This is a genomic window from Paenirhizobium cremeum (genome assembly GCF_022884085.1).
In the GTDB taxonomy this organism is placed as follows: Bacteria; Pseudomonadota; Alphaproteobacteria; order Rhizobiales; family Rhizobiaceae; genus Allorhizobium; species Allorhizobium cremeum.
The window spans coordinates 24,759-47,511 of record NZ_JAGGCS010000022.1; the positions used below are offsets into that span (position 1 = coordinate 24,759).

Genomic DNA, 22,753 nt, shown 5'->3' on the forward strand with positions numbered 1-22,753 from the left:
AACTGAAAAACGAAATCCCGACTTCTGGGGGGCTTAGAGCCCCCCGCTTTTTTTGAGGAAGGCAACGATGTCCTCGACGCCCGCGCCCCGCTTCATGTCTGCGAATACATAGGGACGGGCGGAACGCATGCGCTCCGCATCCCGGTCCATCACATCGAGATCGACGCCGACATAGGGCGCCAGATCCTTTTTGTTGATGACCAGCAGGTCGGAACGGGTGATTCCCGGACCGCCCTTGCGCGGGATTTCCTCGCCCTGACAAACGGAAATCACATAGATCGTCAGATCGGCGAGATCCGGAGAGAAGGTCGCCGCCAGATTGTCGCCGCCCGATTCGATGAACACCACGTCGAGATCGGGAATGCGAGCCGTCAGATCGGCGATCGCCTGCAGATTGATCGAGGCATCCTCTCGAATGGCCGTATGCGGACAGCCGCCGGTTTCCACGCCGACCACGCGGTCGGAGGACAACGCCTGCATACGGATCAGCGCATCCGCATCCTCGCGGGTATAGATGTCGTTGGTGACGACAGCGACGGAATACTGGTCGCGCATCGCCTTGCAGAGCTTTTCCGTCAGCGCCGTCTTACCCGATCCGACCGGACCGCCGATACCGACGCGCAAGGGACCATTCTGTGACTTCATCCTATCCATCCTGTTGGCAAGCAAATGACGAAAACCGCCGAAAAACCGGCGCGCCGTACCCGGTTCCGCTCCACCGGAGAAAGTGTAGTGCCGGGCTCACGACTGGAACAGTCTCGAATACTGGGTCTCGTGCCTGAGGCTTGCGATATCGGCGAGCACGGTCGCGCTGCCGAGATCGTCCAGCCCCAGCCCCGAAAGGCGCTCGGCCTGGGCAAGGATCGGCCCCTCCAGCTCCGCCAGCAAGGCGACACCCTGCCTCTGCCCGATCAGGCCGAGCCTGACCGCAACCGAAATCATCTGCGCGCTTTGGGCCTGCAGGAAGGCGGCCAGCGCATCGGCAAGCGGCACGCAATGGGCGGCGGCGACCGCGCCGACGGCGATGCTGTAGGCCGTGCCGCCTGAGAAGGCTCCGAACACCGGATTTGGCCAGGCCGATGCGGCAGCAAGGAACGCATCGCCCTGCCTGATGATCTCCGTGTACCGCTCCGCCGACCCCGCCAGTGCCGCTGCAAGCTCCACCAGTTCGCGCAACCGCTCGGGGGCTTCGAACGCCCGATAGGCTTCGGCAAGCAGGATCGCATCGTTGCGCAGCCCGCCTTCGCCGAGCACGACGGAAAGCCAAGCCGACAAATCCTCGCACGATCCGATCCGGCCATCATGGATGACGGTCTCAAGCCCGCCGGAATATGCAAAACCGCCGACCGGAAAGGCCGGGGAAAGCCAGGCGAGCAGCCGCAGCAAGGCCCCCCGCCCCTGCGCCCCGGGCGATGCTTCAATCATGCTGGTGGCCCGAATGCGAACCATGCCCATGTCCGTGTCCGCCATGGGAATGATAGGCGCCCCGCGCCGGCTGAAACCGTTCGGTGATGTCCCGCACCGTCGCTCCCAGTCCCACGAGCATATCGCGGATCACGTGGTCGCGCAGGATGACGATACGGTCCTCGTCGATCTGCGCCGGCAGGTGGCGATTACCGAGATGCCAGGCGAGTTCGATCAGATGTCGAGGATCGCGCGCCCTGATTTCAAACAGTTTTTCCTCGACGGCCCCAACCTCGACGGCCGTGGTGTCGTCGAGAAGCAGCAGGTCGCCATGGGAAAGCAGAACCGGTTCCTTGAGATCGAGCATGACCATGTCGCCGTCTTCGAGATGCAGGAGCTTGCGTCTCAGGTGGCGCTCGTCATGAGCCAGCATGACCCGGCCGGAGATCGTAACATCGCCGGAACCGGCGGGAAGAATGGAAGTAACGCGTCGCATGGTTTGTCCGAATTGGCGATTTTTCAACCATGCACAAATGAAAGGCAAGCGGCAAGAATGAAGTTCAGCCGGGGGCCGGAAGCCCACCATCGAGTTCGAGCGTCAGAGAGGCGCCGTTATCGTTCGTCTGCCGCGCTGCCGATGCCTCCACGCCCTCGTCATGCAACACCCTGTTGCGTCCGTTCGCCTTGGCGAGATAAAGCGCGCGGTCGGCGGCCGAATAGACTGCTTCAGACCTGAGATCCGGCGTAAATTCGGCAATGCCCGCCGATACGGTAGTGGATATCACCTGGTCGTCGCAGACAACGGTGCGTGCGGCGATCAGATTGCGCGCCCGCTCCACAAGCGCGATGCGCTGGGCAATGCCCCCGCCGCGGACAATCACCCCGAATTCCTCGCCGCCGAGGCGCGCCGGGAGGTGAGGTTCGCAAAAGACCTCCCGCAACACGTCGCCCACCGCCTTGATGACGGCATCGCCCGCGCAATGCCCATAGCGGTCGTTGATCGACTTGAAGCGATCGAGATCGAGGATCGCCAGCGACGCCTGATCGCTTGTCTGTGCAAGCGCCTCGTTGAAGGCACGGCGGTTCAGCAGGCCCGACAGCATGTCCGTGCGGCTCAATCGCTCGAACTCCGTCCGCGATACCGTGAGATCGTGAATCACATGCCCGGTGACGATGGCCAGCGCGCCGGAAACGGCACCGCCGAACAGCCAGGAGAATGCAACGGAAAGCTTTATCGCCTCCGGCAGGGAGAGCGGCATGATCCCGATCTCGTAACATATCGGCAGGGCGGCAATGCTGAGGACGAAGGCCAGCAGGACGGCGCGGAACGTCATCTTGACGGCAAAGCCGTAGATCGCCTCCCGGCCGTGAAAATTGCCGAGATCGACCTGAAGCGAAACCCATCTCCTCAGAAATTCCATCGCGCCGCTCCTCATTCCTGCAGCACCTACCGAATAGGATAGTTCCCTTGGCTTCACCCTAATCCATTCGTTAAAATGCGGCAGGTTTGAAAAATAGATTCGTATAATTCTCCAGAAAACAGATTTATAACCAAAGATTGCATCTCGTCCATTCCGCACGCCCTTTTCTCACTTTTATTTCGGCCCTTCCCTGTGAAGACAAAGGCCCGGAATCGGCTGGAACCGGCCTTGGCGGAAGAGATGGGCACGGACGTACCCGCGGTTGCACGGCTCCGTCTCCGAAGAGGCCGGAACCAGCCCTCGAAGCCTCAGCTTATTGACAATCTCTAAGATAAAGACGCTTCCAGGAGCGGAATTCGTTAACGGAAAAGGCCCGGCAAAAGCCGGGCCCCGATAAACCGCCTGCAGGTAAAAAGGCTCAGGCGGCCTTCTTTTCCTTGAGCTTTTCCATGATGTTCTGCGGCGAGGAGACGCCATACGGATCGCTTTCGCAATTGTCCGAATAGCCCTCTTCTTCGAACCACTGCTCGACGACGCCGTCATTGATGATGGCGGCATAACGCCAGGAGCGCATGCCGAAGCCGAGGTTGTCCTTGTTGACCAGCATGCCCATCTTGCGGGTGAACTCGCCGGAACCGTCCGGGATGACTTTCACATGCTCGAGGTTCTGGCTCTTGGCCCAGGCATTCATGACGAAGGCATCGTTGACGGACATGCAATAAATTTCGTCGATGCCTTCCGCCTTGAACTCGTCGAACATCTTTTCGAAGTCGGGAAGCTGGTAGGTCGAGCAGGTCGGCGTGAAGGCGCCCGGCAGCGAGAACAGGATGACGCGCTTGCCCTTGAAATAGTCGTCGGAGGTCATGTCCTGCCAACGGAAGGGATTCGGGCCACCGACGGACTCGTCGCGAACGCGGGTACGGAAGGTGACGTTGGGCACTTTTCTGCCGATCAGCATGGTAATCTCCTTTGGATGGGCGGCGGCATTTGGGGACGCCATTTCTGGAATAGTTCTAAACTACCCTGAATCTTGATGCGCTGCATCATAAAAACTTGAACGCCAACATCAAGCGCATGGCTGCCATGCAAGAAATGCAACACACCCGCATTCAGCAGGTCGAGCGACCCGCGAAATGTCACGGGCCGCAGCGTATTACCTCGTCCTGAACCCGGCTGCCCGTCGCCGCCACCGCACCATCCTCCCGGCAAGCGGTCGGGGAACCAGCATGCCTGCAAACACAAGCAGGTCGATCAGGACGGCGCAGCCCGCGAACCACCGGGAAATGCGCACTGCGCCGCGTGCCGTCAGAACAAGAAGTACCGCTGCGCCATCGGCAGTACGGTTGCCGGTTCGCAGGTCAGGAGCTCGCCGTCGGCCCGCACCTCGTAGGTTTCCGGATCGACTTCCACATGCGGTGTCAGGTCGTTATGGATCATCGACTTCTTCGAGATGCCACCGCGCGTGTTCTTCACTGCCACCAGCTTCTTGGCGACACCCAACCTGCCGGCAAGTCCCGCGTCGAGCGAGGCCTGGGAAACGAAGGTGACGGAAGAGTTGGTTCTCAGCTTGCCGTAGGCGGCGAACATCGGCCGGTAATGCATCGGCTGCGGCGTCGGGATGGAGGCGTTCGGATCGCCCATGGGCGCAGCCGCAATAGAGCCGCCGAGCAGCACCATATCGGGCTTGACGCCGAAAAAGGCCGGGTTCCAGAGGACGAGGTCGGCGCGCTTGCCCACCTCGATCGAACCGATCTCATGGGAAAGACCATGGGCGATCGCCGGGTTGATCGTGTACTTGGCGATGTAGCGCCGGACGCGGAAATTGTCGTTTTCGCCGGTCTCCTGCGGCAGCCGACCGCGCTGGCGTTTCATCTTGTCGGCGGTCTGCCATGTGCGGATCGCCACTTCGCCGACGCGCCCCATGGCCTGGCTGTCGGAGGAGATGATCGAGAAGGCGCCGATGTCGTGCAGGATGTCTTCCGCCGCAATCGTCTCCTTGCGGATGCGGCTTTCGGCAAACGCAATGTCTTCCGGGATCGACGGCGACAGGTGATGGCACACCATCAGCATGTCGAGGTGCTCGGCAAGCGTGTTGACGGTGTAGGGCCGCGTCGGGTTGGTCGAGGACGGAATGACGTTCGGGTTGCCGCAGACCTTGATGATATCAGGCGCGTGCCCGCCGCCCGCCCCCTCCGTATGGAAGGCGTGGATGGTGCGGCCCCTGATGGCAGCGACCGTGTCCTCCACAAAGCCGCTCTCGTTCAGCGTATCCGTGTGGATCATCACCTGCACGTCGAACTGGTCGGCGACCGTGAGGCAGTTGTCGATGGCGGCCGGTGTCGTACCCCAGTCCTCATGCAGCTTCAGCGAAGAGGCGCCCGCCAGGATCATTTCCTCGAGGGGAGCCGGCAGCGAGGCGTTGCCCTTGCCGGCAAGCGCGAGATTCATTGGGAAGGCATCGAAACTCTCGATCATCCGCTCGATATGCCACGCGCCGGTGCAGGTCGTCGCCAGCGTGCCATGCGCCGGGCCGGTGCCGCCCCCCAGCATGCAGGTGACGCCCGACATCAGCGCTTCCTCGATCTGCTGCGGGCAGATGTAGTGGATATGCGCATCCATGCCGCCTGCGGTCAGGATCTTGCCCTCGCCGGCAATCGCCTCGGTCGAGGGGCCGACGATGATGGTGACGCCCGGCTGCGTGTCGGGATTGCCGGCCTTGCCGATGGCGTGGATGCGCCCGTCCTTCAAGCCCACATCGGCCTTGTAGATGCCGCTGTGATCGACGATCAGCGCATTGGTGATGACGGTATCGACCGCGCCTTCCGCGCGTGTCGCCTGGCTCTGGCCCATGCCGTCGCGGATGACCTTGCCGCCGCCGAATTTCACCTCGTCGCCATAGCTGGTGAAATCCTTCTCCACTTCGATGAAGAGTTCGGTATCGGCAAGGCGCACCTTGTCGCCGGTGGTCGGTCCGAACATGGAGGCATAGGCCGCGCGGGACATCTTGTAGGGCATGGTTCAGGCTCCTTGGGAGAGGGAGGAAGCATCGGTAGCCGAGAGGCGCGTCAGCCTTCCGGAAGCAATGTAGATATCGACGAGCCGCCGCTCGGCGGCGAAAGGATGGCCATCCCACCCCTCATGACTGAAGCCGGCAAGGCAGATGGCATCATCGGCGAAGGCGGGTTCGGCAAGCATATGGGCGATCACCACCATGCCGCTGCTCGGCACCACGTAGTCGCCGGGCTCATAGGCGGCAAGCGCGTCGTCGACGGCCTCGTGCACCTGCCGCGCAATGATCCGGTGAGCCTTGCCGCGGCTCTCAGCCAATTGCGAGAAGCGCTCTGTATAATCGTCGCAGAAATCGTCGAGTTCGGGATGACTGGCCGCAAGCTGCGGCCTGAGTTCGCGAAACTTCTCCGGGTCCCGGACAGACCAGATCTCGGAGCAACCTCGCACCGGTTCACCGTCCAGCCAGGCATCGGAAGACAGCATGGCGCTTGCCGGACGTCCGGTATTGCAGACCGCCAGCACGTCCGTCCTGCGGCCGGAAGCGGGAAAAGCGGGGGTCATGTTGAACCGGACGACCAGATCGGAGCCGTCGATCACGTCCGCCGCTCCCTCCGGTACCGATCCGTTTCCCACGATCATGATCCGTCGCCCCATCTTCATCCGATCGTCAGTTGCTGCCATAGCCGTCGACGAGGTCTTTCAACTCCGCCGTCCGCTTGCGGGTCAGGTCTGCAAGGCATGAGGAAACGATGGTCGGATACATGGTTCCGCCCCATACGCTGTAACCCTCGGCGTCGCACTGGCCGTCGCGATACTCGATCCAGGCCCGCTGCGCCTTCATCAGCGCCTTGACCGCGCCCTTGTTCTGCTCCTCCAGACCGGCATCCCAATCGACCAGAACCTGCCAGGTCGCGAGCCATTGCTCGTTCAATTCCCTGTCCGCCGCCCGGTAATCCCTGTCGGCGCAGACGTTCATGTCGTGCTGCGTCACGGCATTGGCGCAATCGACCTCGGCTTCGTCCTCGCTGTAGGCCGGACCGTCGGCAAGCAGCACGCAGCCGCAGAACATCAGGATCAGGGCTGACTTCATCGCTTGCTTCTCCGCATGCAACGATCGGGGATCACAGCTTGCCCATCACCTGCTGGCGGAAGCCGTAAACCTCGCGCTTGCCCGAAAGAGGGATCAGCGTCACCTGGCGCATCTGGCCCGGCTCGAAGCGCACCGCCGTGCCTGCCGGAATGTCGAGACGCATGCCGCGCGCCTTCTCCCGATCGAAGGAGAGGCCGGCATTGGTCTCGTAGAAATGATAGTGGCTGCCCACCTGCACCGGACGGTCACCGGTATTCGCGACTTCGATCGTCACGGTCGGCAGGCCGGCATTGAGTTCGATTTCGCCGCTGGCGGCAATGACTTCGCCCGGGATCATCTGTTGTTCCCTTTCCTGTTCAGGCGGCCACGGAGGGCTTGCAGCCCTCGGCCTTAAAAACACGTTTTGTCGAGGCCGGATTGGCCATAAGCTTCTCGGCCGGACGCACCGGCCGGCGCACCAGTTCCCCGCCGCAATTCGGGCACACGCCGCCAAGCACCCGCGCGGCGCAATCGCTGCAGAAGGTGCATTCGAAGCTGCAGATCAGCGCATCGCGGCTTTCCGGAGGAAGATCGCGGTCGCAGCATTCGCAATTGGGCCTGAGTTCCAGCATGGCGAGCCTCAGCGAACCGGTTCGTGCACCGTGACAAGCTTCGTTCCATCAGGAAACGTCGCCTCGACCTGCACGTCATGGATCATCTCGGCAACGCCTTCCATCACCTGGTCGCGGGTGACGACATGGGCGCCGGCTTCCATCAAGTCGGCAACCGAGCGACCGTCGCGCGCGCCCTCGACAACGAAATCGGTAATCAGCGCAATGGCTTCGGGATAGTTGAGCTTGACGCCGCGCTCCAGCCTGCGGCGGGCCACGATAGCCGCCATGGCGATAAGCAATTTGTCTTTTTCTCTCGGCGTGAGGTTCATGGCTGCTCCACTTTTTTTGCGCTGCGTCAGAGATTCCAGACTTTCGGCACAGACGCGCCGCCGCGCAAGACCGAAATCACCGGGATCAGGATTTTTCTCAAGGTGAAGCCGTCCTCCGCCGCAAGGCGAATGACGAGCTTGCCGTTCCAGTGGCTGGCGCCGCCGGCAGCATCGCCCAGGAGATCGCGGACGGGAGCGAGAAAAGCCTCCGCACGCGGCCCTGCATAAAGCAGCGTCGCGAAGGCGACCCGGCCGCAAAGCACCGGGGCGGCGGCCGTCAGGCGGCCAACGTCCCCCTCGAGCCGCAGGTCTTCGGCATGGATGAGCCGGCCGGCCCGACGGATACGCCAGCGATCGCGCACCAGCCCGCTCTCCATCGCCTCACCCATCGCCTTTCGTCCGAGAAGAATGGCCTCGACCGCAAGAAACTCGGCGCTCTCGTCAAGATCGACCTCAAGTCGGCGCGTCAGGGAGGCCTGATCGAACAGGATCGATTCCTGCGGCAACCAGTGGAAGCGCGCATCCTGCCCCACCTCGATGCGGGTCAGAACCTCGGCCGTGCCGGCGGATGCCTTGTAGATCTTTTCGCAGGCCTGGGTAGTCGCGGTGACGAAGGTGCCGGCGCCGGCAGAAAACGACCAGTCCAGCCGGTCGCCGCCGGTGAGCCCCCCGGCGGTATTGATGATGACGGCCTCCATTTCGGAGGAGAAGGTTTGCGGCAGGCGGATCTTCGCCGCCCCCTCCTGATAAAGCTCGGCAATGCGTGTCCGCCCACCGAGCGCCTTGGTCACAAGCCGTCCGTCACCACGGGCTCGCTGTTGTCTGACTTGACCTGCTGACTGCACGTTTTCCCCTGTAAGCCCGCCTCTTTTCCGGCGGTTGTCTTGTCGGCCGGGCATGCCGTTTTTTGAGGCGTCCCCGCGAGAAGTTCGCCACCCGAATTACGGAAGAAGTCCCACATTCTTCCCGTCGCATCAACCTCCCGGATCGTTTCTCCCTGCAGTGCGGCAAGCCGGAAGCGGACCCGGTTGCCGGGCCAGGAGTGGTCGGCATCGGTAATCACGTAGGAAATGACGCTCGTGCCGGCCTTGCAGCCGTAATAAGCCGAGAACGTCGCGGTATCCCCCTTTTCCCCGCGCGGATGCGGATCGCATCCGTTGAGTTCGGCCCAACGTTTCAGGGCCACTTCTCCGCCATACTGCCAATAGGCCTTGCCACCGCCCGCAAAGGGATTGACGTCGTCCTTGAGCCCGGAAAAGGCAATGATCGAGACCGGTTTGGCCGGATGGCAGCTTTCCTTGCGCGGCCGCCAGACACCGTCCTCCTGCTCGGGATAGCCGGCACGCAGGCCCATGACGAAGCCGGCAGCGGCAAAGTCGCCATGTCCGTCGCAGATATATTGCGACAGCATGCGGCCGCCGCCCGAATAGCCGGACGCATAGATGCGGGCGGGATCGACGCAGAAGGTCTCCGTCGCATAATGGACGGCAGTGCGGATGAAGGCGCCTTCATCCAGCCCTTCGGCCTTGGTCACGCCGGGAACGTTCCAGGCATGGGTGCCCTCGAATTCGCCGGGAAGGCTTCCCTGCAGCGCCATGACGATGAAGCCTTCGCGCTCGGCCACCTCGTCCCAATGGCTGCGGTTCATCTGGCCGTCGGGATTGCTGTTGCTTCCGTGGAAGTCGAACACCACGGGAACCTTGCGTTTCCCGGTATAGTCCGAAGGAATGAAATAGACGGCCGATCGCGTCTGTCCATTGATGTCGAGCGACAGATCATGGCGACCCGCCGGGAAGGAGGTGCCGCACCCGGCAGCAAACGCGCTGCTGCCGGCCACAAGAAAGAAGAACCCCGACACGAGCAACCGGACAATTCCGGTCGACCGGACGCGGTCAGAAACCGTGCTGGATGTCATGGATGTGCCTTCTGTTCGCAGATGCGGGAAAAATAACACGTCAAGCCACAGCATCAAGCAGTAAAAGCTAATAAATCGTCAACCCTGTCATGCGCGATCAGACCGTCAGGTGTCGCCGAGCCTCCGGCGTATCCAGCGTCTCGGCCGGTCCCGTATGCACGATCTCGCCGCGATCCATGATGTAGACGTGGTCGGCAAGCTCCCGGCAGAAATCCAGATACTGCTCGACCAGCAGGATCGCCATGCCGGTGGAATCCCGAAGATAGCGGATCGCCCGGCCAATATCCTTGATGATCGACGGCTGGATGCCCTCCGTCGGCTCGTCGAGCACGAGGATTTTCGGCCGCGTCACCATGGCGCGACCGATGGCGAGCTGCTGCTGTTGGCCGCCCGAAAGGTCGCCGCCACGCCGGCCCAGCATGGTCTGCAGGATCGGGAAAAGACTGAAGATCTCGTCGGGAATATAGCGGTCCTTGCGCGTGAGCGGCGCAAAGCCGGTCTCGAGGTTTTCCTTCACCGTCAGCAGCGGAAAGATCTCGCGCCCCTGCGGCACGTAGCCGACACCGGCCCGCGCCCGGTTGAACGGCGCAAGGCCGTTGAGCGTCTCGCCTTCGAAGGAGATCGTCCCGGCCGAGATGGGGTGCTGGCCCGTAACGGCGCGCAGCAGCGAACTTTTGCCCACCCCGTTGCGCCCCAGCACGCAGGTGATCTTGCCCATCTCGGCCTTGATCGATACGCCACGCAAGGCCTGCGCGGCTCCGTAATGAAGGTTGATGTTGTCGACTGTCAGCATCGTCGTTCCTCTGAATTCTTGTCCTTCAAAGGCGCTGCCGCCCCTGGCACCCCGCCCCTCTCCCGGGGTGGGGAGAAAGGCAGGGTATCCGGAGCGTGAACAGGTTAGCGCCCCAGATAGTTCTCGATCACCTTCGGGTCGTTCGAGACGAAATCGATCGAACCTTCCGCAAGGACCGAACCTTCCGCGAGGCAGGTGACCTTCACCCCGAGATCGCGGATAAAGCCCATGTCATGCTCGACCACCACGACCGAACGGGTCCTGGCAATCTGTTTCAGAAGAAGTGCGGTCTCGGCGGTCTCCGCATCCGTCATGCCGGCGACCGGCTCGTCGACCAGCAGAAGCTTGGGTTCCTGCGCGAGCAGCATGCCGATCTCAAGCCATTGTTTCTGGCCGTGCGAGAGATTGGCGGCGAGATCGTCCTTGCGCGCCGTCAACCGGACCGTCTCCAGGATTTCCTCGATACGCGCCTTGTCATCCGCCGTCAGCCGGTAGAACAGCGTGGCGAATACGCCGCGGTCGCGATTGAGGGCCAGCTCCAGATTGTCCCAGACGGTATGGCTTTCGAACACGGTCGGCTTCTGGAACTTGCGGCCAATGCCGAGCTGGGCGATGTCGGCCTCGTCCTTCTTCGTCAGGTCGATCTCGCCATTGAAGAACACCTCGCCCTCGTCGGGCCGCGTCTTGCCGGTAATGATGTCCATCATCGTCGTCTTGCCGGCGCCGTTCGGGCCGATGATCGCCCTCAGTTCACCCGGCTCGATGACCAGCGAAAGCGAGTTCAACGCCTTGAACCCGTCGAAGGAAACGGACACGCCATTGAGATAAAGAAGGCTCGTCGGTTTTTTCTCGTCCATCGTCCTTACTCCGCTGCCTGGCCGACGGTGGCCGCAACGCCACCCTCTTCCGCCCTGGTTGCCGTCTTCATGTCACGCCGCGCCATGGCCTTCTGCTGGATCGTCCCGACAATGCCCTTCGGCAGGAACAGCGTGACGCCGATGAAGAGACCGCCGAGCGCGAAGAGCCAGAGTTCGGGGAATGCGCCGGTGAAATAGCTCTTGCCGGCATTGACCATGAGCGCGCCGATGATCGGGCCGATCAGCGTTCCGCGTCCGCCGACCGCCGTCCACACCACCACTTCGATGGAATTGGCCGGAGCGAATTCGCCGGGGTTGATGATGCCGACCTGCGGCACGAACAGCGCGCCGGCGATGCCCGCCATCATCGCCGAGACGACGAAGGTGAAGAGCTTGATGTTCTCGACCCGGTAGCCGAGGAAGCGCGTGCGGCTTTCCGCGTCCCGCACGCCGACCAGCACCTTGCCGAACTTGGAGCGCACGATACCGGAGGAGATCAGCAGGCAGAGCGCCAGCATCAGGGCGGAACTGGCAAACAGCACGGCGCGGGTGCCATCGGCCTGTACGTTGAAACCGACGATTTCCTTGAAGTCGGTCAGCCCGTTATTGCCGCCGAAACCCATGTCGTTGCGGAAGAAGGCAAGCAGCAGGGCATAGGTCATCGCCTGGGTGATGATCGACAGATAGACGCCGTTGACGCGCGAGCGGAAGGCGAACCAGCCGAACACGAAGGCGAGCAGGCCCGGCACGAACAGCACCATCACCATGGCGAAGGGGAACATGTCGAAGCCGTGCCAGAACCACGGCAGTTCCTTCCAGTTCAGGAACACCATGAAGTCAGGCAGAACAGGATTGCCGTAGACGCCGCGCGAGCCGATCTGGCGCATCAGGTACATGCCCATGGCATAGCCGCCGAGCGCGAAGAAAGCGCCGTGGCCGAGCGAGAGGATGCCGCAATAGCCCCAGACCAGGTCGAGCGCCAGCGCCAGAAGCGCGTAGCAGAGATACTTGCCCATCAGCGAGACGGCATAGGTCGGGATATGCAGAAAGTTGTCCGGCGGAACCAGAAGGTTGAGCGCCGGGACAAGAACCGCGACGGCCATCAGGATGGAGATGGCGATGACGATCCTGCCTTCGAGAGCGCGGAAGATAAAACCGGTCATCATGCTTCGATAGCCCTCCCCTTGAGCGCGAAGAGGCCGCGCGGTCTTTTCTGGATGAACAGGATGATAAGAATGAGAACGAGGATCTTGCCGAGCACCGCGCCGACCGAGGGTTCGAGCAGCTTGTTCAGGATGCCGAGCGACAGCGCGCCGACCAGCGTGCCCCAGAGATTGCCGACTCCGCCGAAGACCACGACCATGAAGCTGTCGATGATGTAGGACTGGCCGAGGTTCGGGGAGACGTTATCGATCTGGCTGAGTGCGACGCCGGCAATGCCGGCGATGCCGGAGCCGAGCGCAAAGGTGAAGGCATCGACCCAGGGAGTGCGGATACCCATCGAGGACGCCATGCGGCGGTTCTGCGTAACCGCCCGCATCTGCAGGCCGAATGCCGAGCGCTTCATCAGCACCAGCAGCCCGAGGAAGATCGTCAGCGAGAAGACGATGATCCACAACCGGTTCCAGGTGACGGTGATGTCGCCAAGCGCAAACGAGCCGGACATCCACGACGGGCTGCCGACTTCCTGGTTGGTCGGACCGAAGATCGAGCGGATCGCCTGTTGCAGGATCAGCGAAATTCCCCAGGTGGCGAGCAGGGTTTCGAGCGGCCGGCCGTAGAGGAAACGGATGACGCCGCGTTCGATGACAAGGCCGACGGCTCCCGTCACGAGGAAGGCGACGGGCAGCGCGATCGCCAGCGACCAGTCGAACAGGCCGGGATAATGACTGCGGATCACCTCCTGCACCACGAAGGTGGAGTAGGCGCCAAGCATGACCATCTCGCCATGCGCCATGTTGATGATGCCCATCACGCCGAAGGTGATCGCAAGGCCGATTGCCGCGAGCAGAAGGACGGAACCGAGCGAGACGCCGTAGATGACGTTCTGCACGCCGTCCCACAATGCCAGCTTGTCCTCGATCGTGCGGATCGCGGTATCGATGTCGGCTTTGAGCGCATCGTCGGCATTGGCCGAGGCAGCCATCAGGATACCGATGGCATCGCGCCCGCCGATCCCTTCGATGACGGCGACCGCCTCCTGCTTTTCTTCGAGCGGTCGATCGGAGCCCATGATCGAGACGGCGCGCGCCTGTTCGAGAAGCGAACGCACCTCGCCGTCCTTCTCCTCGGCAAGTGCATTCTCCAGAAGCTCGAGATTGTCGGCGCTGGGGGATTTGAGAACGGAGGCCGCCGCCTGCAACCTGACGGCGCGGTCGGGGCTCATGAGCGTGAGGCCGCCCTGCGCCGAACGGATCGCGCGGCGAAGATTGTTGTTGACCTTGATCTTGGTAAGGGCGCCCTTGCTCTCCTCGCCGACGACCTCGCCGGACAGCGGATCGATGAGCGAAAGCTTGGAACCCGCAGCCCTTGTGATGAACACGTTGCCGTCGGACTTCCTGACGTAGAGATCGCCTCCCCCAAGCGCCTCGAGCGCCGGCACGACCTTCGGGTCGCCGGTCTTGCCGAGGTCGCCGATGATTTTCTCGGCCTCCGGAAACGAGGCATTGCCGAGCGCATTGATCAGATCCTTCGGGTCGCTCTGCGCAAAAGCCGGCGCGGCGAGACAAAGGATCATATAGAACAGTGTCAGGAAACGGATCATCATTTGGCAGTCCCCTCGTCGCTCACCGTCCGGTAAGCGTTTGCGACTTGCTCCCTCTTCTCCCCGGCGGGGAGAAGTGCCGAGCGAATGCGAGGCGATAAGGGGGAACCGCAAGGCTTCGCCCCCTCATCCGGCCGTTCGGACAACCTTCTCCCGAAGACGAAGGCATGGGTCCGCAAACGGCTGGTTCGAGAACACCCTCCCCGTGAGGGGAGGGTCGAACCGAAGGTTCGGGGTGGAGTGATACCGAGCACAAGATCCCCTCACCCGTCGCTTCGCGATGGCCTCCCCTCGAGGGGGAGGCGGGAAACGAGATCAGCTGCCCTTGCCGCCGCACTTGCCGGTGGCAACGTTGAAGTTGCCGCAGGACATCGGCTTGCGCCAGTCGGAGATCAGGTCCTTCGAGTCCGGCAGGTAGTCGGACCACTCGTCACCAACCACCTGCGGGGTCTGCTGAACGATGTCGAACTGGCCGTCGGCCTGGATTTCGCCGATCAGCACCGGCTTGGTGATGTGGTGGTTCGGCATGACGGTGGAATAGCCGCCCGAGAGGTTCGGAACGGAAACGCCGATGATCGAGTCGAGCACGGCATCGGTATCGGTCGTGCCGGCGGCCTCGACGGCCTTGACCCATGCATTGAAGCCGATATAGGCGGCTTCCATCGGGTCGTTGGTCACGCGCTTGTCGTTCTTGGTGAAGGCGTGCCATTCCTTGATGAATTCGGCGTTGACCTCGGAATCGACCGACTGGAAGTAGTTCCAGGCCGCAAGGTGGCCGACCAGCGGGCCGGTGTCGAGACCGGCGAGCTCTTCTTCACCGACCGAGAAGGCGACGACCGGAATGTCTTCCGCCTTGATGCCCTGGTTGGCGAGTTCCTTGTAGAACGGAACGTTGGCGTCGCCGTTGATGGTGGAAACGACGGCGGTCTTCTTGCCGGCCGAGCCGAACTTCTTGATGTCGGACACGATCGTCTGCCAGTCGGAATGACCGAACGGCGTGTAGTTGATCATGATGTCCTCTTCCTTGACGCCCTTCGACATCAGGTAGGCCTTCAGGATCTTGTTGGTGGTCTGAGGATAGACGTAGTCGGTCCCGGCCAGAACCCAGCGCTCGACGCCTTCGGTGTTGGCGAGGTAATCGACGGCGGGAATGGCCTGCTGGTTCGGAGCGGCGCCTGTGTAGAAGATGTTGCGGGAGGATTCCTCACCCTCGTACTGGACGGGGTAGAAGAGGATCGAGTTCAGCTCTTCGAAGACCGGAAGAACGGACTTGCGGGAAGAAGACGTCCAGCAACCGAAGACGGCCGCGACCTTGTCCTGGGAGATCAGCTGGCGGGCCTTTTCAGCGAAAAGCGGCCAGTCGGAAGCCGGGTCGACGACCACGGCTTCGAGCTTCTTGCCGAGAACGCCGCCCTTCTTGTTCTGCTCTTCGACGAGCATCAGCATGGCGTCCTTCAGCGTCGTCTCGGAAATCGCCATCGTGCCGGACAGCGAATGCAGAACGCCGATCTTGATTGTGTCGTCGGCAGCGAGCGCGCCGTGGAAAGCCGTCGAAGACAGCATGGCGCCGAGCAGCGCGCCGGTGAGTTTTGCCTTGAGTTTCATGGATTGAACCCCTCTCCTTGTTCCGCAACGAAAGGTTAAAAGGCTTTAACCGTTGCTGAGAGGGACTATCCGACGCTGCAGCGCAAAACCGTATACGTCGTTTGACGTATCAAGGGGGGAAGATAGCGGGTGCCGTTGCGCAGACTGCAGAAAACAGAACGCCGGGCCTATCGCAAGGCCCGGCGCGGGTCGATTTCGGTGTCCGCAGATTGCAGGTATCAGGCGAACCGTTCCATGAGGAACGGCCAGACCTCGACAAGACCGTGATAGATCATGTTGACGGTCACATAGGCGATGACCCCGAGGCCGACATAGGCGATCCACCGATGACGGTGCAGCAGGCGGGCGACGAGGTTTGCTGCAATGCCCATCAGGCCGATCGACAGGATCAGGCCGATGATGAGGACGCTCGTATGTTCCTTGGCGGCGCCGGCAACGGCAAGGACATTGTCGAGCGACATGGAAACGTCGGCGACCACGATCTCGGTGGCGGCCATGAGGAATGTCTTCTGCTTGACGCTGAATTCGGTGTCGTCCGTCTCACCCTGCTTGTGCGGCTCATGCGCGGCCTCGCGCAGTTCGCTCCACATCTTCCAGCAGACCCAGGACAGCATCAGACCGCCAAGCAACTGCAGGCCGACAATGCCGAGGAGATAGGCCGTCGCAGTCGCGAAGGCGACACGCAGCACCGTTGCCGCGCCGATGCCGACAAGGATGGCCTTCTGCCGCTGATGATCGGGAAGACCGGCAGCCGCAAGACCGATGACGATGGCATTGTCGCCGGCGAGAACGAGATCGACTGCAATAACCTGAAGAAGTGCCGCAAAACCTGCAGCAGTGAAGATTTCCATCATGATTTTGGAACCGTGGTTTTCAGAAACTGATCGTTGTGTCCCGCTATAGCCCCCGACGACGGCGTGGCAAGGTGAAAAGCCGAAAAATCTGACATTTGTCGCAGTATTTTCCGCGTTCTTCAAAAAACGCCGCCTTTGCGAGACCATTGCCCTCCGGACCGCGCCGCCGGCTTCCCGACACAAACCGGACAGCAAAAAGGGGCGCGAACGCCCCTTCGGATGATTGTCATGTTTTCCGTCTCTTAGTTCGGACGGTTCCGCAGCGCCTCGGCCTCGGCGTAGAACTTCTTTTCCCATTCCTTGTGGTTGTCGAGACCTTCGCGGATGAACGGCGTGAAGATCGCCATGTTCATCAGCAGCCAGTTGACGAGACGCGCAGGAAACCTGAGCGGCTTGACGAAGTCGACGAACAGCACCACGCGCGTCTTGTCCGTGTGGTTCCAGGCCTCGTGTTCATAGGCATCGTCGAAAATGAGGACTTTGCCCTCTTCCCAGTGGCAGACCTGGTCCTTGACCCGGATGGCAAGGTTGTCGCCGGTGTTTTCGGGAACGATCATGCCGAGATGCAGGCGAAGCACGCCGTTATAGGGACCGCGATGCGGCGGCAGGTGCTTGCCCGGTTCGAAGATCGAGAACATCACCGTCGTCAGGCCCGGGATCTTCTGCATGGCCTTCCAGGTTTCCGGGCAGGCCCGGATGTTCTGCTCCGACTTCACGCCGAAGCCGAGCAGGAAGAAGGTCTTCCAGCCATTGTCCGTCGAAATCGTCTTCACGTCGGTGGAAATGTCCTGGAATGTCGGAAGCTCGCTCTTGCGCAGGAGAATGCGGTCGAGTTCTGCGCGGATCGCCGGCGCCGCCTTCTCGATTTCCGCCGCCCAGGGGAAGGTCGCATTGTCGTAGACCGGCGGATTGCCGAGCTTGGCATATTTCAGGTTCAGGCGCTCGGCCCATGCGACGATGCCCATGAAGGCACGTGTAATGACGCTCGGCCGATCCATCGGTGCGATACCTTCGGTTCCGAAGGTCTGCTGCGGCTCGGGGATATTGGAATCGGCTGAAAAGGGTGCAGCCACATCAGGCTCCATGATGCTCAAGGGTGAAACTGGAAAACAGGTTTTCATCGGGTTTACAGACGGTGCCCGGCACAAAGCAAGCCCTTCCCCCCGCGCTCGCGGCGGCCGGAACCGAAATGTCGACCATTCTTGTCGGAATAACGGATAAATTGTGACAAGGCCTGTCATGAAATTGGAACGCCTCGGGTTTTGCCCACCTTCGGAAGATCGGGCAACCTTTTTGCCTCGCCTCCCTCCCCTTGCAATTCGTGCCATTCCCGGAAAGACTGCCCAATCCGCAATCGTTTCCAATCGGGCGCTAGTTTTTAGGCATGGCCGCACGCCAACGCATCATCCCGGTCCGCCGCGAATATAATCGCTGGGTGGCCAACCAGACTCTGGAAGACTATGCGCTGCGCTTCACCGCCAAGAGCGCGCGCAAGTTTTCCTCCAGCCGGATTTCCCAGACGGCCATCGGCGCCATCTCGTTTCTCGCTCTCGAAGCGATCGGCGGCACCATCACCCTGTCCTACGGCACCACCAACGCGGTCTTCGCCATTCTCGCGGCGGCCATCGCCATGCTGCTCGTCGGATTGCCGATCAGCCGCTATGCGATCCGCCATGGGGTCGACATTGACCTGCTCACCCGCGGTGCCGGCTTCGGCTATATCGGCTCCACCATCACTTCGCTGATCTATGCGAGCTTCACCTTCATGCTGTTCGCGATCGAGGCATCGATCATGACCGGCGCGCTGGAACTCGCCTTCGGTATCCCGCTTTGGATCGGCTATATCGTCTCTGCCATGGTGGTGATCCCGCTCGTCACCTACGGCGTGCAGCTCATCTCGCGCTTCCAGCTTCTGACCCAGCCCTTCTGGATCGTCCTCAACGTCCTGCCCTTTCTCTTCATCGCCTTCGCCGACTGGGAAAAATTCGATCTCTGGCGCGCCTTTGCCGGCATCGGCCATTCGAATGCCGAGGTCGGCGGCATTGCGCCCTTCGACCTCGTGGAATTCGGCGCCGCCTCCGCCGTCATTCTCGCGCTGATGCCGCAGATCGGCGAACAGGTGGACTTCCTGCGCTTCCTGCCGCCCGAAGGCGGGCGGAAGCTGCGCCATCGCTTCGCGGTCTTTCTTGCAGGCTCGGGCTGGGTGGTGCTTGGCGTTCCGAAACTGCTTGCCGGCTCCTTCCTCGCGGTGCTGACGCTTTCGACCGGCGTTCCCGCTCGCGAAGCGGCGGACCCGGCGCACATGTATCTCGCCGCCTTCGGCTACATGATCCCGAACGAGACGGCGGCCATGCTGCTGATGGCCTGTTTCGTCGTGGTTTCGCAGCTCAAGATCAACGTCATGAACGCCTATGCCGGCTCGCTGGCATGGTCGAACTTCTTCTCGCGGCTGACCCACAGCCATCCCGGCCGCGTCGTCTGGCTCGTCTTCAATGTGGCGATCGCGCTGCTTCTGATGGAACTCGGCATCTACCGGCTGCTGGAGGAGACGCTCGGTATCTTCTCCATCATCGCCATGGCCTGGCTCTGCACGATCTCCGCCGATCTCTTCGTCAACAAGCCGCTCGGGCTTGCGCCCCCTGGCATCGAGTTCAAGCGCGCCCATCTCTATGACATCAATCCCGTCGGCTGCGGCACGCTGCTTCTGTCCGCCGGCGTGGCGCTCGCCGCCCATTTCGGCCTGTTCGGCCCGTTGATGGCATCGCTTGCCACCTACATCACCCTCCTCGCTTTTTTGATCTCGCCGCTGATCGCCTGGGGCACCCGCGGCAAATTCTATCTCGCCCGCAAGCCCCGCCAGAGCTGGAAAAGCCTTGGTTCCATCACCTGCTCGATCTGCGAACACCCCTTCGAACCCGAGGACATGGCCTGGTGCCCCGCCTACGCGGCGCCGATCTGCTCGCTCTGCTGTTCGCTCGACAGCCGCTGCCACGACATGTGCAAGCCGCAGGCGAAGCTCAATGCCCAGACGGCCGCCGTGGCCGCACGCCTGCTGCCGGAGGAAATGATCGCCTGGCTCTCCACCCGCCTCGGCAGATATGCGATCACCTCCGTCATCGCCATTTCGGTGATCGGCGCGATCCTCGCACTCATCGCCCATCAGGTCGCCTCCCGCTCTCCGGAAACGGCCGACGTCGTCAACCGCACGGTTCTGATCGTCTTCTTCGTCTTCTCCGTCATTTCCGGCATAGCAAGCTGGTTCTACGTGCTCGCCCATGACAGCCGCGTCGTCGCCGAGGAGGAATCGTCCCGCCAGAACACGCTGCTGCTGAAGGAAATCGCCGCCCACCGCAAGACCGATGCGGCGCTGCAGGCCGCCAAGGAAACGGCGGAGGCCGCCAACCGGGCGAAGAGCCGCTACGTCGTCGGCCTTTCCCACGAATTGCGCACGCCGCTCAACGCCGTCATGGGCTATGCCCAGATCCTCGAACACGACGAGACGATCCCGGCCCCGCGGCAATCGGCGATCAAGGTCATCAGACGCTCCGCCGATCACCTGTCCGGCCTGATCGACGGACTGCTGGACATCTCCAAGATCGAGGCCGGCCGCCTGCAGGTGTTTTCCAACGAACTGAACATCCAGGATTTTCTCGACCAGCTCGTCGACATGTTCGCGCCGCAGGCTGCGGCCAAGGGGCTGGCGTTCGAGCACGAACGCTCCCGCGCACTGCCGCAATATGTCCGTACCGACGAAAAGCGGCTTCGCCAGATTCTCGTCAACCTGCTCTCGAATGCGATCAAGTTCACCGAGGAAGGCACCGTCCGCTTCGAAGTGGGCTATCGCAGTCAGGTCGCGACCTTCACCATCTCGGATACCGGCCGCGGCATTTCGGAACGCGACCTCAACCGGATCTACGAACCCTTCCAGCGCGGCGAGGCGGAGATCGTCAAGCCGCAGCCCGGTCTCGGACTGGGGCTGACCATCACCAAGCTGCTGACCAACACGCTCGGCGGGGAAATCGCGGTGGCGAGCCAGCCCGGCAAGGGGTCGACCTTCAAGGTTCGGCTGATGCTTTCTGCGATCGAACGCCCGAGCACCGCTCCCGCTCCGGAAAGAACGATCGTCTCCTATACCGGCCCGCGCCGCACCATCGTCGTGGTGGACGACAACGAGGACCATCGCGATCTGATGCGCGAGGTCCTCGCCCCCCTCGACTTCGTTGTCCTGACCGCAACCAGCGGCCCCGACTGCCTGACGCTGATCGAGGGCGTGAAGCCTGACCTCTTTCTCGTCGATATCTCCATGCCCGGCATGAACGGCTGGCAGCTTGTGGAGAAATTGCGGGAAACCGGCCAGTCGGCCCCGATCCTCATGCTCTCGGCCAATATCGGCGATGCCCCGGCCCCGGGCGGCGACGGCCATAACGATTCCATCGCCAAGCCGGTCGACGTCAAGCGCCTGCGCGACAAGCTCGCGCTCTATCTCGGGCTCGACTGGGTCTATGCCGACGAGATGCCGCCGCCGCCCGCGACCCCCGCCCCGACAAAACCCCGCTCGCCGGGACCGGCCCATCTCGAAGAGTTGCTGCGACTCGGCGAAATCGGCTATGTGCGCGGCATCGAGGCGAAACTGGCGGACCTCGCCAGACTGGATGGCAATTCGGCCTTCGTCGAGACATCGAGAAGCTTCGTGCAGGGTTTCGACATGACAGGCTACATCGCCTTCCTGAAGACGTTCCAGCCGGGCAAGGAGGAGACCCGTGGTTGATGCCGGCCGGCCCCGCGACATCGTGCTTTTGGTCGATGACAGCCCAGAAGCGCTCGGGTTCCTGACCGATGCGCTGGAACAGGCGGGCTTTTCCGTATTGATTGCAACCTCCGGACAGGTCGCGCTGTCCATCGTCGCCCGCATCAGCCCCGATATCATCCTGCTCGATGCCGTCATGCCCGGCATGGACGGCTTCGAGACTTGCCGCAGATTGAAGGAAGACGCAGCCGTCGCCCAGGTGCCGGTGATCTTCATGACCGGCCTGTCGGAGACCGAGCATATCGTGCATGCGCTGGAATCGGGCGGCGTCGATTATCTCACCAAGCCAATCAATATCGATGAACTGCGCGCCCGTATCCGCGTCCATCTCACCAACGCCCGCTCGGCCCAGAGCGCGCGTGTGGCCCTTGATGCCGCCGGCCGGCATCTGCTTGCGGTGAAAGGCGACGGCAGCATCCACTGGTCGACCCCGCAAGCGACACGGCTTGCCGAAACCGCCACCAACCGATCCGATGGATTGGATCTCGTGGCGCGCGCAATCGCCGACTGGATGGCGAGACGCGAAAGCGCCGGCGCGCAGGCTGAAAGTGGCTTCGCCTTCACCCACGGCGATGGCGCGGTCCTGCAGCTCGGCTATCTCGGCGCCATCGGCTCCGACGAATACCTGTTCCGCCTGACGGTCTCCAACCGCACCAGCGACGACGAGGCGCTGCGCCGCCATTTCGCTCTTACCCAGCGGGAATCCGAGGTGCTGCTCTGGATCGCCAAGGGCAAATCCAACCGCGACATCGGCGATATCCTTGGCCTTTCGGCCCGCACGGTGAACAAGCACCTCGAGCAGATCTACGTAAAACTCGGCGTCGAAAACCGGGCATCCGCAGCGGTCAAGGCGGCGAATGTCCTGCATGTGGATTGAGAACGGTTACTCCACAAGAGAACGAAACCTCATGGTACGAGGTTGATCTCCAACTTCGTACCCGTCGCCTCTGCATAGCGGCGGAGCGTCGATATGGAGGGAGAAACACCGCCACCCTCGAGCCGTGCGATTGCCGACTGTGTTGTGCCGATCCTGCGGGCGAGTTCGGTCTGCGACAGGTTCGCATTCACGCGAGCGCGAACCAGTGCCTCGATAAGCTGGAATTCGGCATCCGATTTTTCGTATTCCTTCCGGAATTCCGGGTTTTCCATCAGCCTCTTCTTGAGATCCGCGATTTTCGTCATGGCTTCATTTCCTTCATTTGCGCCCTTGCAATCTCAAGCGATGATCTTGGCGTCTTCTGTGACTTCTTCACAAAGACATGCAGGATAACTGACCTGCCACTGAATTTTCATCCGGCGGCGATTAGAGCCT

23 protein-coding genes and 1 pseudogene are annotated in these 22,753 nt (G+C 61.9%); 2 read left to right on the forward strand and 22 right to left on the reverse strand.

Going from position 1 to position 22,753, the window contains the following annotated elements:
* Positions 1 to 33 precede the first annotated feature (33 nt).
* From ureG to olsC, 20 genes are all read right to left on the reverse strand, one after another.
* Positions 34 to 645 (reverse strand): urease accessory protein UreG, encoded by a 612-nt coding sequence (gene ureG / locus J5N58_RS24740; RefSeq protein WP_112828522.1) that lies wholly within the window; start codon positions 643 to 645, stop codon positions 34 to 36.
* 96 nt (positions 646 to 741) lie between these two features.
* On the reverse strand, positions 742 to 1,449 hold the full coding sequence (locus tag J5N58_RS24745) for an urease accessory protein UreF (protein ID WP_244714061.1): 708 nt from the start codon (positions 1,447 to 1,449) through the stop codon (positions 742 to 744).
* Positions 1,418 to 1,900: an urease accessory protein UreE gene (gene ureE, locus J5N58_RS24750; protein WP_112828523.1), complete on the reverse strand. Its 483-nt coding sequence runs from the start codon at positions 1,898 to 1,900 to the stop codon at positions 1,418 to 1,420. The genes J5N58_RS24745 and ureE overlap by 32 nt, the downstream gene beginning before the upstream one ends.
* Positions 1,901 to 1,964: 64 nt before the next feature.
* Complete coding sequence (locus J5N58_RS24755) at positions 1,965 to 2,825, reverse strand: GGDEF domain-containing protein (protein ID WP_113340569.1); 861 nt, start codon at positions 2,823 to 2,825, stop codon at positions 1,965 to 1,967.
* 418 nt (positions 2,826 to 3,243) lie between these two features.
* Positions 3,244 to 3,780, reverse strand: a complete 537-nt coding sequence (locus J5N58_RS24760; protein ID WP_162708222.1) for a peroxiredoxin — start codon at positions 3,778 to 3,780, stop codon at positions 3,244 to 3,246.
* A 350-nt stretch (positions 3,781 to 4,130) separates the two neighbouring features.
* Positions 4,131 to 5,840 (reverse strand): urease subunit alpha, encoded by a 1,710-nt coding sequence (ureC, locus tag J5N58_RS24765; RefSeq protein WP_112828526.1) that lies wholly within the window; start codon positions 5,838 to 5,840, stop codon positions 4,131 to 4,133.
* A gap of 3 nt (positions 5,841 to 5,843) precedes the next feature.
* Positions 5,844 to 6,473 (reverse strand): Urease operon accessory protein, encoded by a 630-nt coding sequence (locus J5N58_RS24770; protein ID WP_244714063.1) that lies wholly within the window; start codon positions 6,471 to 6,473, stop codon positions 5,844 to 5,846.
* A gap of 28 nt (positions 6,474 to 6,501) precedes the next feature.
* Positions 6,502 to 6,924, reverse strand: a complete 423-nt coding sequence (locus J5N58_RS24775) for a lysozyme inhibitor LprI family protein (RefSeq protein WP_244714065.1) — start codon at positions 6,922 to 6,924, stop codon at positions 6,502 to 6,504.
* 31 nt (positions 6,925 to 6,955) lie between these two features.
* On the reverse strand, positions 6,956 to 7,261 hold the full coding sequence (locus tag J5N58_RS24780; RefSeq protein WP_113340570.1) for an urease subunit beta: 306 nt from the start codon (positions 7,259 to 7,261) through the stop codon (positions 6,956 to 6,958).
* Positions 7,262 to 7,280: 19 nt separating this feature from the next.
* A complete protein-coding gene (locus J5N58_RS24785) occupies positions 7,281 to 7,535 on the reverse strand; it encodes a DUF1272 domain-containing protein (RefSeq protein ID WP_113340571.1) in 255 nt (84 codons plus the stop codon).
* 8 nt (positions 7,536 to 7,543) lie between these two features.
* On the reverse strand, positions 7,544 to 7,846 hold the full coding sequence (locus J5N58_RS24790; RefSeq protein ID WP_112828529.1) for an urease subunit gamma: 303 nt from the start codon (positions 7,844 to 7,846) through the stop codon (positions 7,544 to 7,546).
* 26 nt (positions 7,847 to 7,872) lie between these two features.
* Positions 7,873 to 8,745: an urease accessory protein UreD gene (locus J5N58_RS24795; RefSeq protein WP_113447558.1), complete on the reverse strand. Its 873-nt coding sequence runs from the start codon at positions 8,743 to 8,745 to the stop codon at positions 7,873 to 7,875.
* The gene (locus tag J5N58_RS24800; RefSeq protein ID WP_112828531.1) at positions 8,634 to 9,761 is read right to left on the reverse strand and encodes a CE1 family esterase; all 1,128 of its coding nucleotides are present in this window, start codon (positions 9,759 to 9,761) and stop codon (positions 8,634 to 8,636) included. Before J5N58_RS24800 ends, J5N58_RS24795 begins: the two co-directional genes overlap by 112 nt.
* Before the next feature lie 97 nt (positions 9,762 to 9,858).
* Positions 9,859 to 10,554 carry an urea ABC transporter ATP-binding subunit UrtE gene (gene urtE / locus J5N58_RS24805; RefSeq protein WP_112828532.1) on the reverse strand — a complete coding sequence of 232 codons (696 nt, stop codon included), beginning with the start codon at positions 10,552 to 10,554 and terminating at the stop codon, positions 9,859 to 9,861.
* A 104-nt stretch (positions 10,555 to 10,658) separates the two neighbouring features.
* Positions 10,659 to 11,411 (reverse strand): urea ABC transporter ATP-binding protein UrtD, encoded by a 753-nt coding sequence (urtD, locus tag J5N58_RS24810; protein ID WP_112828533.1) that lies wholly within the window; start codon positions 11,409 to 11,411, stop codon positions 10,659 to 10,661.
* A gap of 5 nt (positions 11,412 to 11,416) precedes the next feature.
* Positions 11,417 to 12,577 carry an urea ABC transporter permease subunit UrtC gene (gene urtC, locus J5N58_RS24815; protein ID WP_113340574.1) on the reverse strand — a complete coding sequence of 387 codons (1,161 nt, stop codon included), beginning with the start codon at positions 12,575 to 12,577 and terminating at the stop codon, positions 11,417 to 11,419.
* A complete protein-coding gene (urtB, locus tag J5N58_RS24820; protein ID WP_244714075.1) occupies positions 12,574 to 14,178 on the reverse strand; it encodes an urea ABC transporter permease subunit UrtB in 1,605 nt (534 codons plus the stop codon). The genes urtC and urtB overlap by 4 nt, the downstream gene beginning before the upstream one ends.
* 312 nt (positions 14,179 to 14,490) lie before the next feature.
* A complete protein-coding gene (gene urtA, locus J5N58_RS24825; RefSeq protein ID WP_112828536.1) occupies positions 14,491 to 15,780 on the reverse strand; it encodes an urea ABC transporter substrate-binding protein in 1,290 nt (429 codons plus the stop codon).
* A gap of 218 nt (positions 15,781 to 15,998) precedes the next feature.
* The gene (locus J5N58_RS24830) at positions 15,999 to 16,631 is read right to left on the reverse strand and encodes a TerC family protein (RefSeq protein ID WP_112828799.1); all 633 of its coding nucleotides are present in this window, start codon (positions 16,629 to 16,631) and stop codon (positions 15,999 to 16,001) included.
* 245 nt (positions 16,632 to 16,876) lie between these two features.
* A complete protein-coding gene (olsC, locus tag J5N58_RS24835) occupies positions 16,877 to 17,719 on the reverse strand; it encodes an ornithine lipid ester-linked acyl 2-hydroxylase OlsC (RefSeq protein ID WP_112828537.1) in 843 nt (280 codons plus the stop codon).
* Between the two features lie 299 nt (positions 17,720 to 18,018).
* Between olsC and J5N58_RS24840 the strand changes: the two genes are divergently transcribed.
* Entirely contained in the window at positions 18,019 to 21,402 is a 3,384-nt protein-coding gene (locus tag J5N58_RS24840) for a hybrid sensor histidine kinase/response regulator (protein WP_244714077.1), read from the forward strand.
* A complete protein-coding gene (locus tag J5N58_RS24845; protein WP_112828539.1) occupies positions 21,395 to 22,318 on the forward strand; it encodes a response regulator in 924 nt (307 codons plus the stop codon). Before J5N58_RS24840 ends, J5N58_RS24845 begins: the two co-directional genes overlap by 8 nt.
* A gap of 29 nt (positions 22,319 to 22,347) precedes the next feature.
* Here J5N58_RS24845 and J5N58_RS24850 read toward each other — a convergent pair whose 3' ends face one another.
* Together J5N58_RS24850 and J5N58_RS26005 are read right to left on the reverse strand one after the other, a co-directional pair.
* Positions 22,348 to 22,623, reverse strand: a complete 276-nt coding sequence (locus J5N58_RS24850; protein WP_112828540.1) for a helix-turn-helix domain-containing protein — start codon at positions 22,621 to 22,623, stop codon at positions 22,348 to 22,350.
* Positions 22,620 to 22,715 (reverse strand): annotated as a pseudogene (locus J5N58_RS26005) (type II toxin-antitoxin system RelE/ParE family toxin); the annotation flags it as partial. The pseudogene J5N58_RS26005 and the gene J5N58_RS24850, both read right to left, overlap by 4 nt.
* Between the last annotated feature and the right edge of the window lie 38 nt (positions 22,716 to 22,753).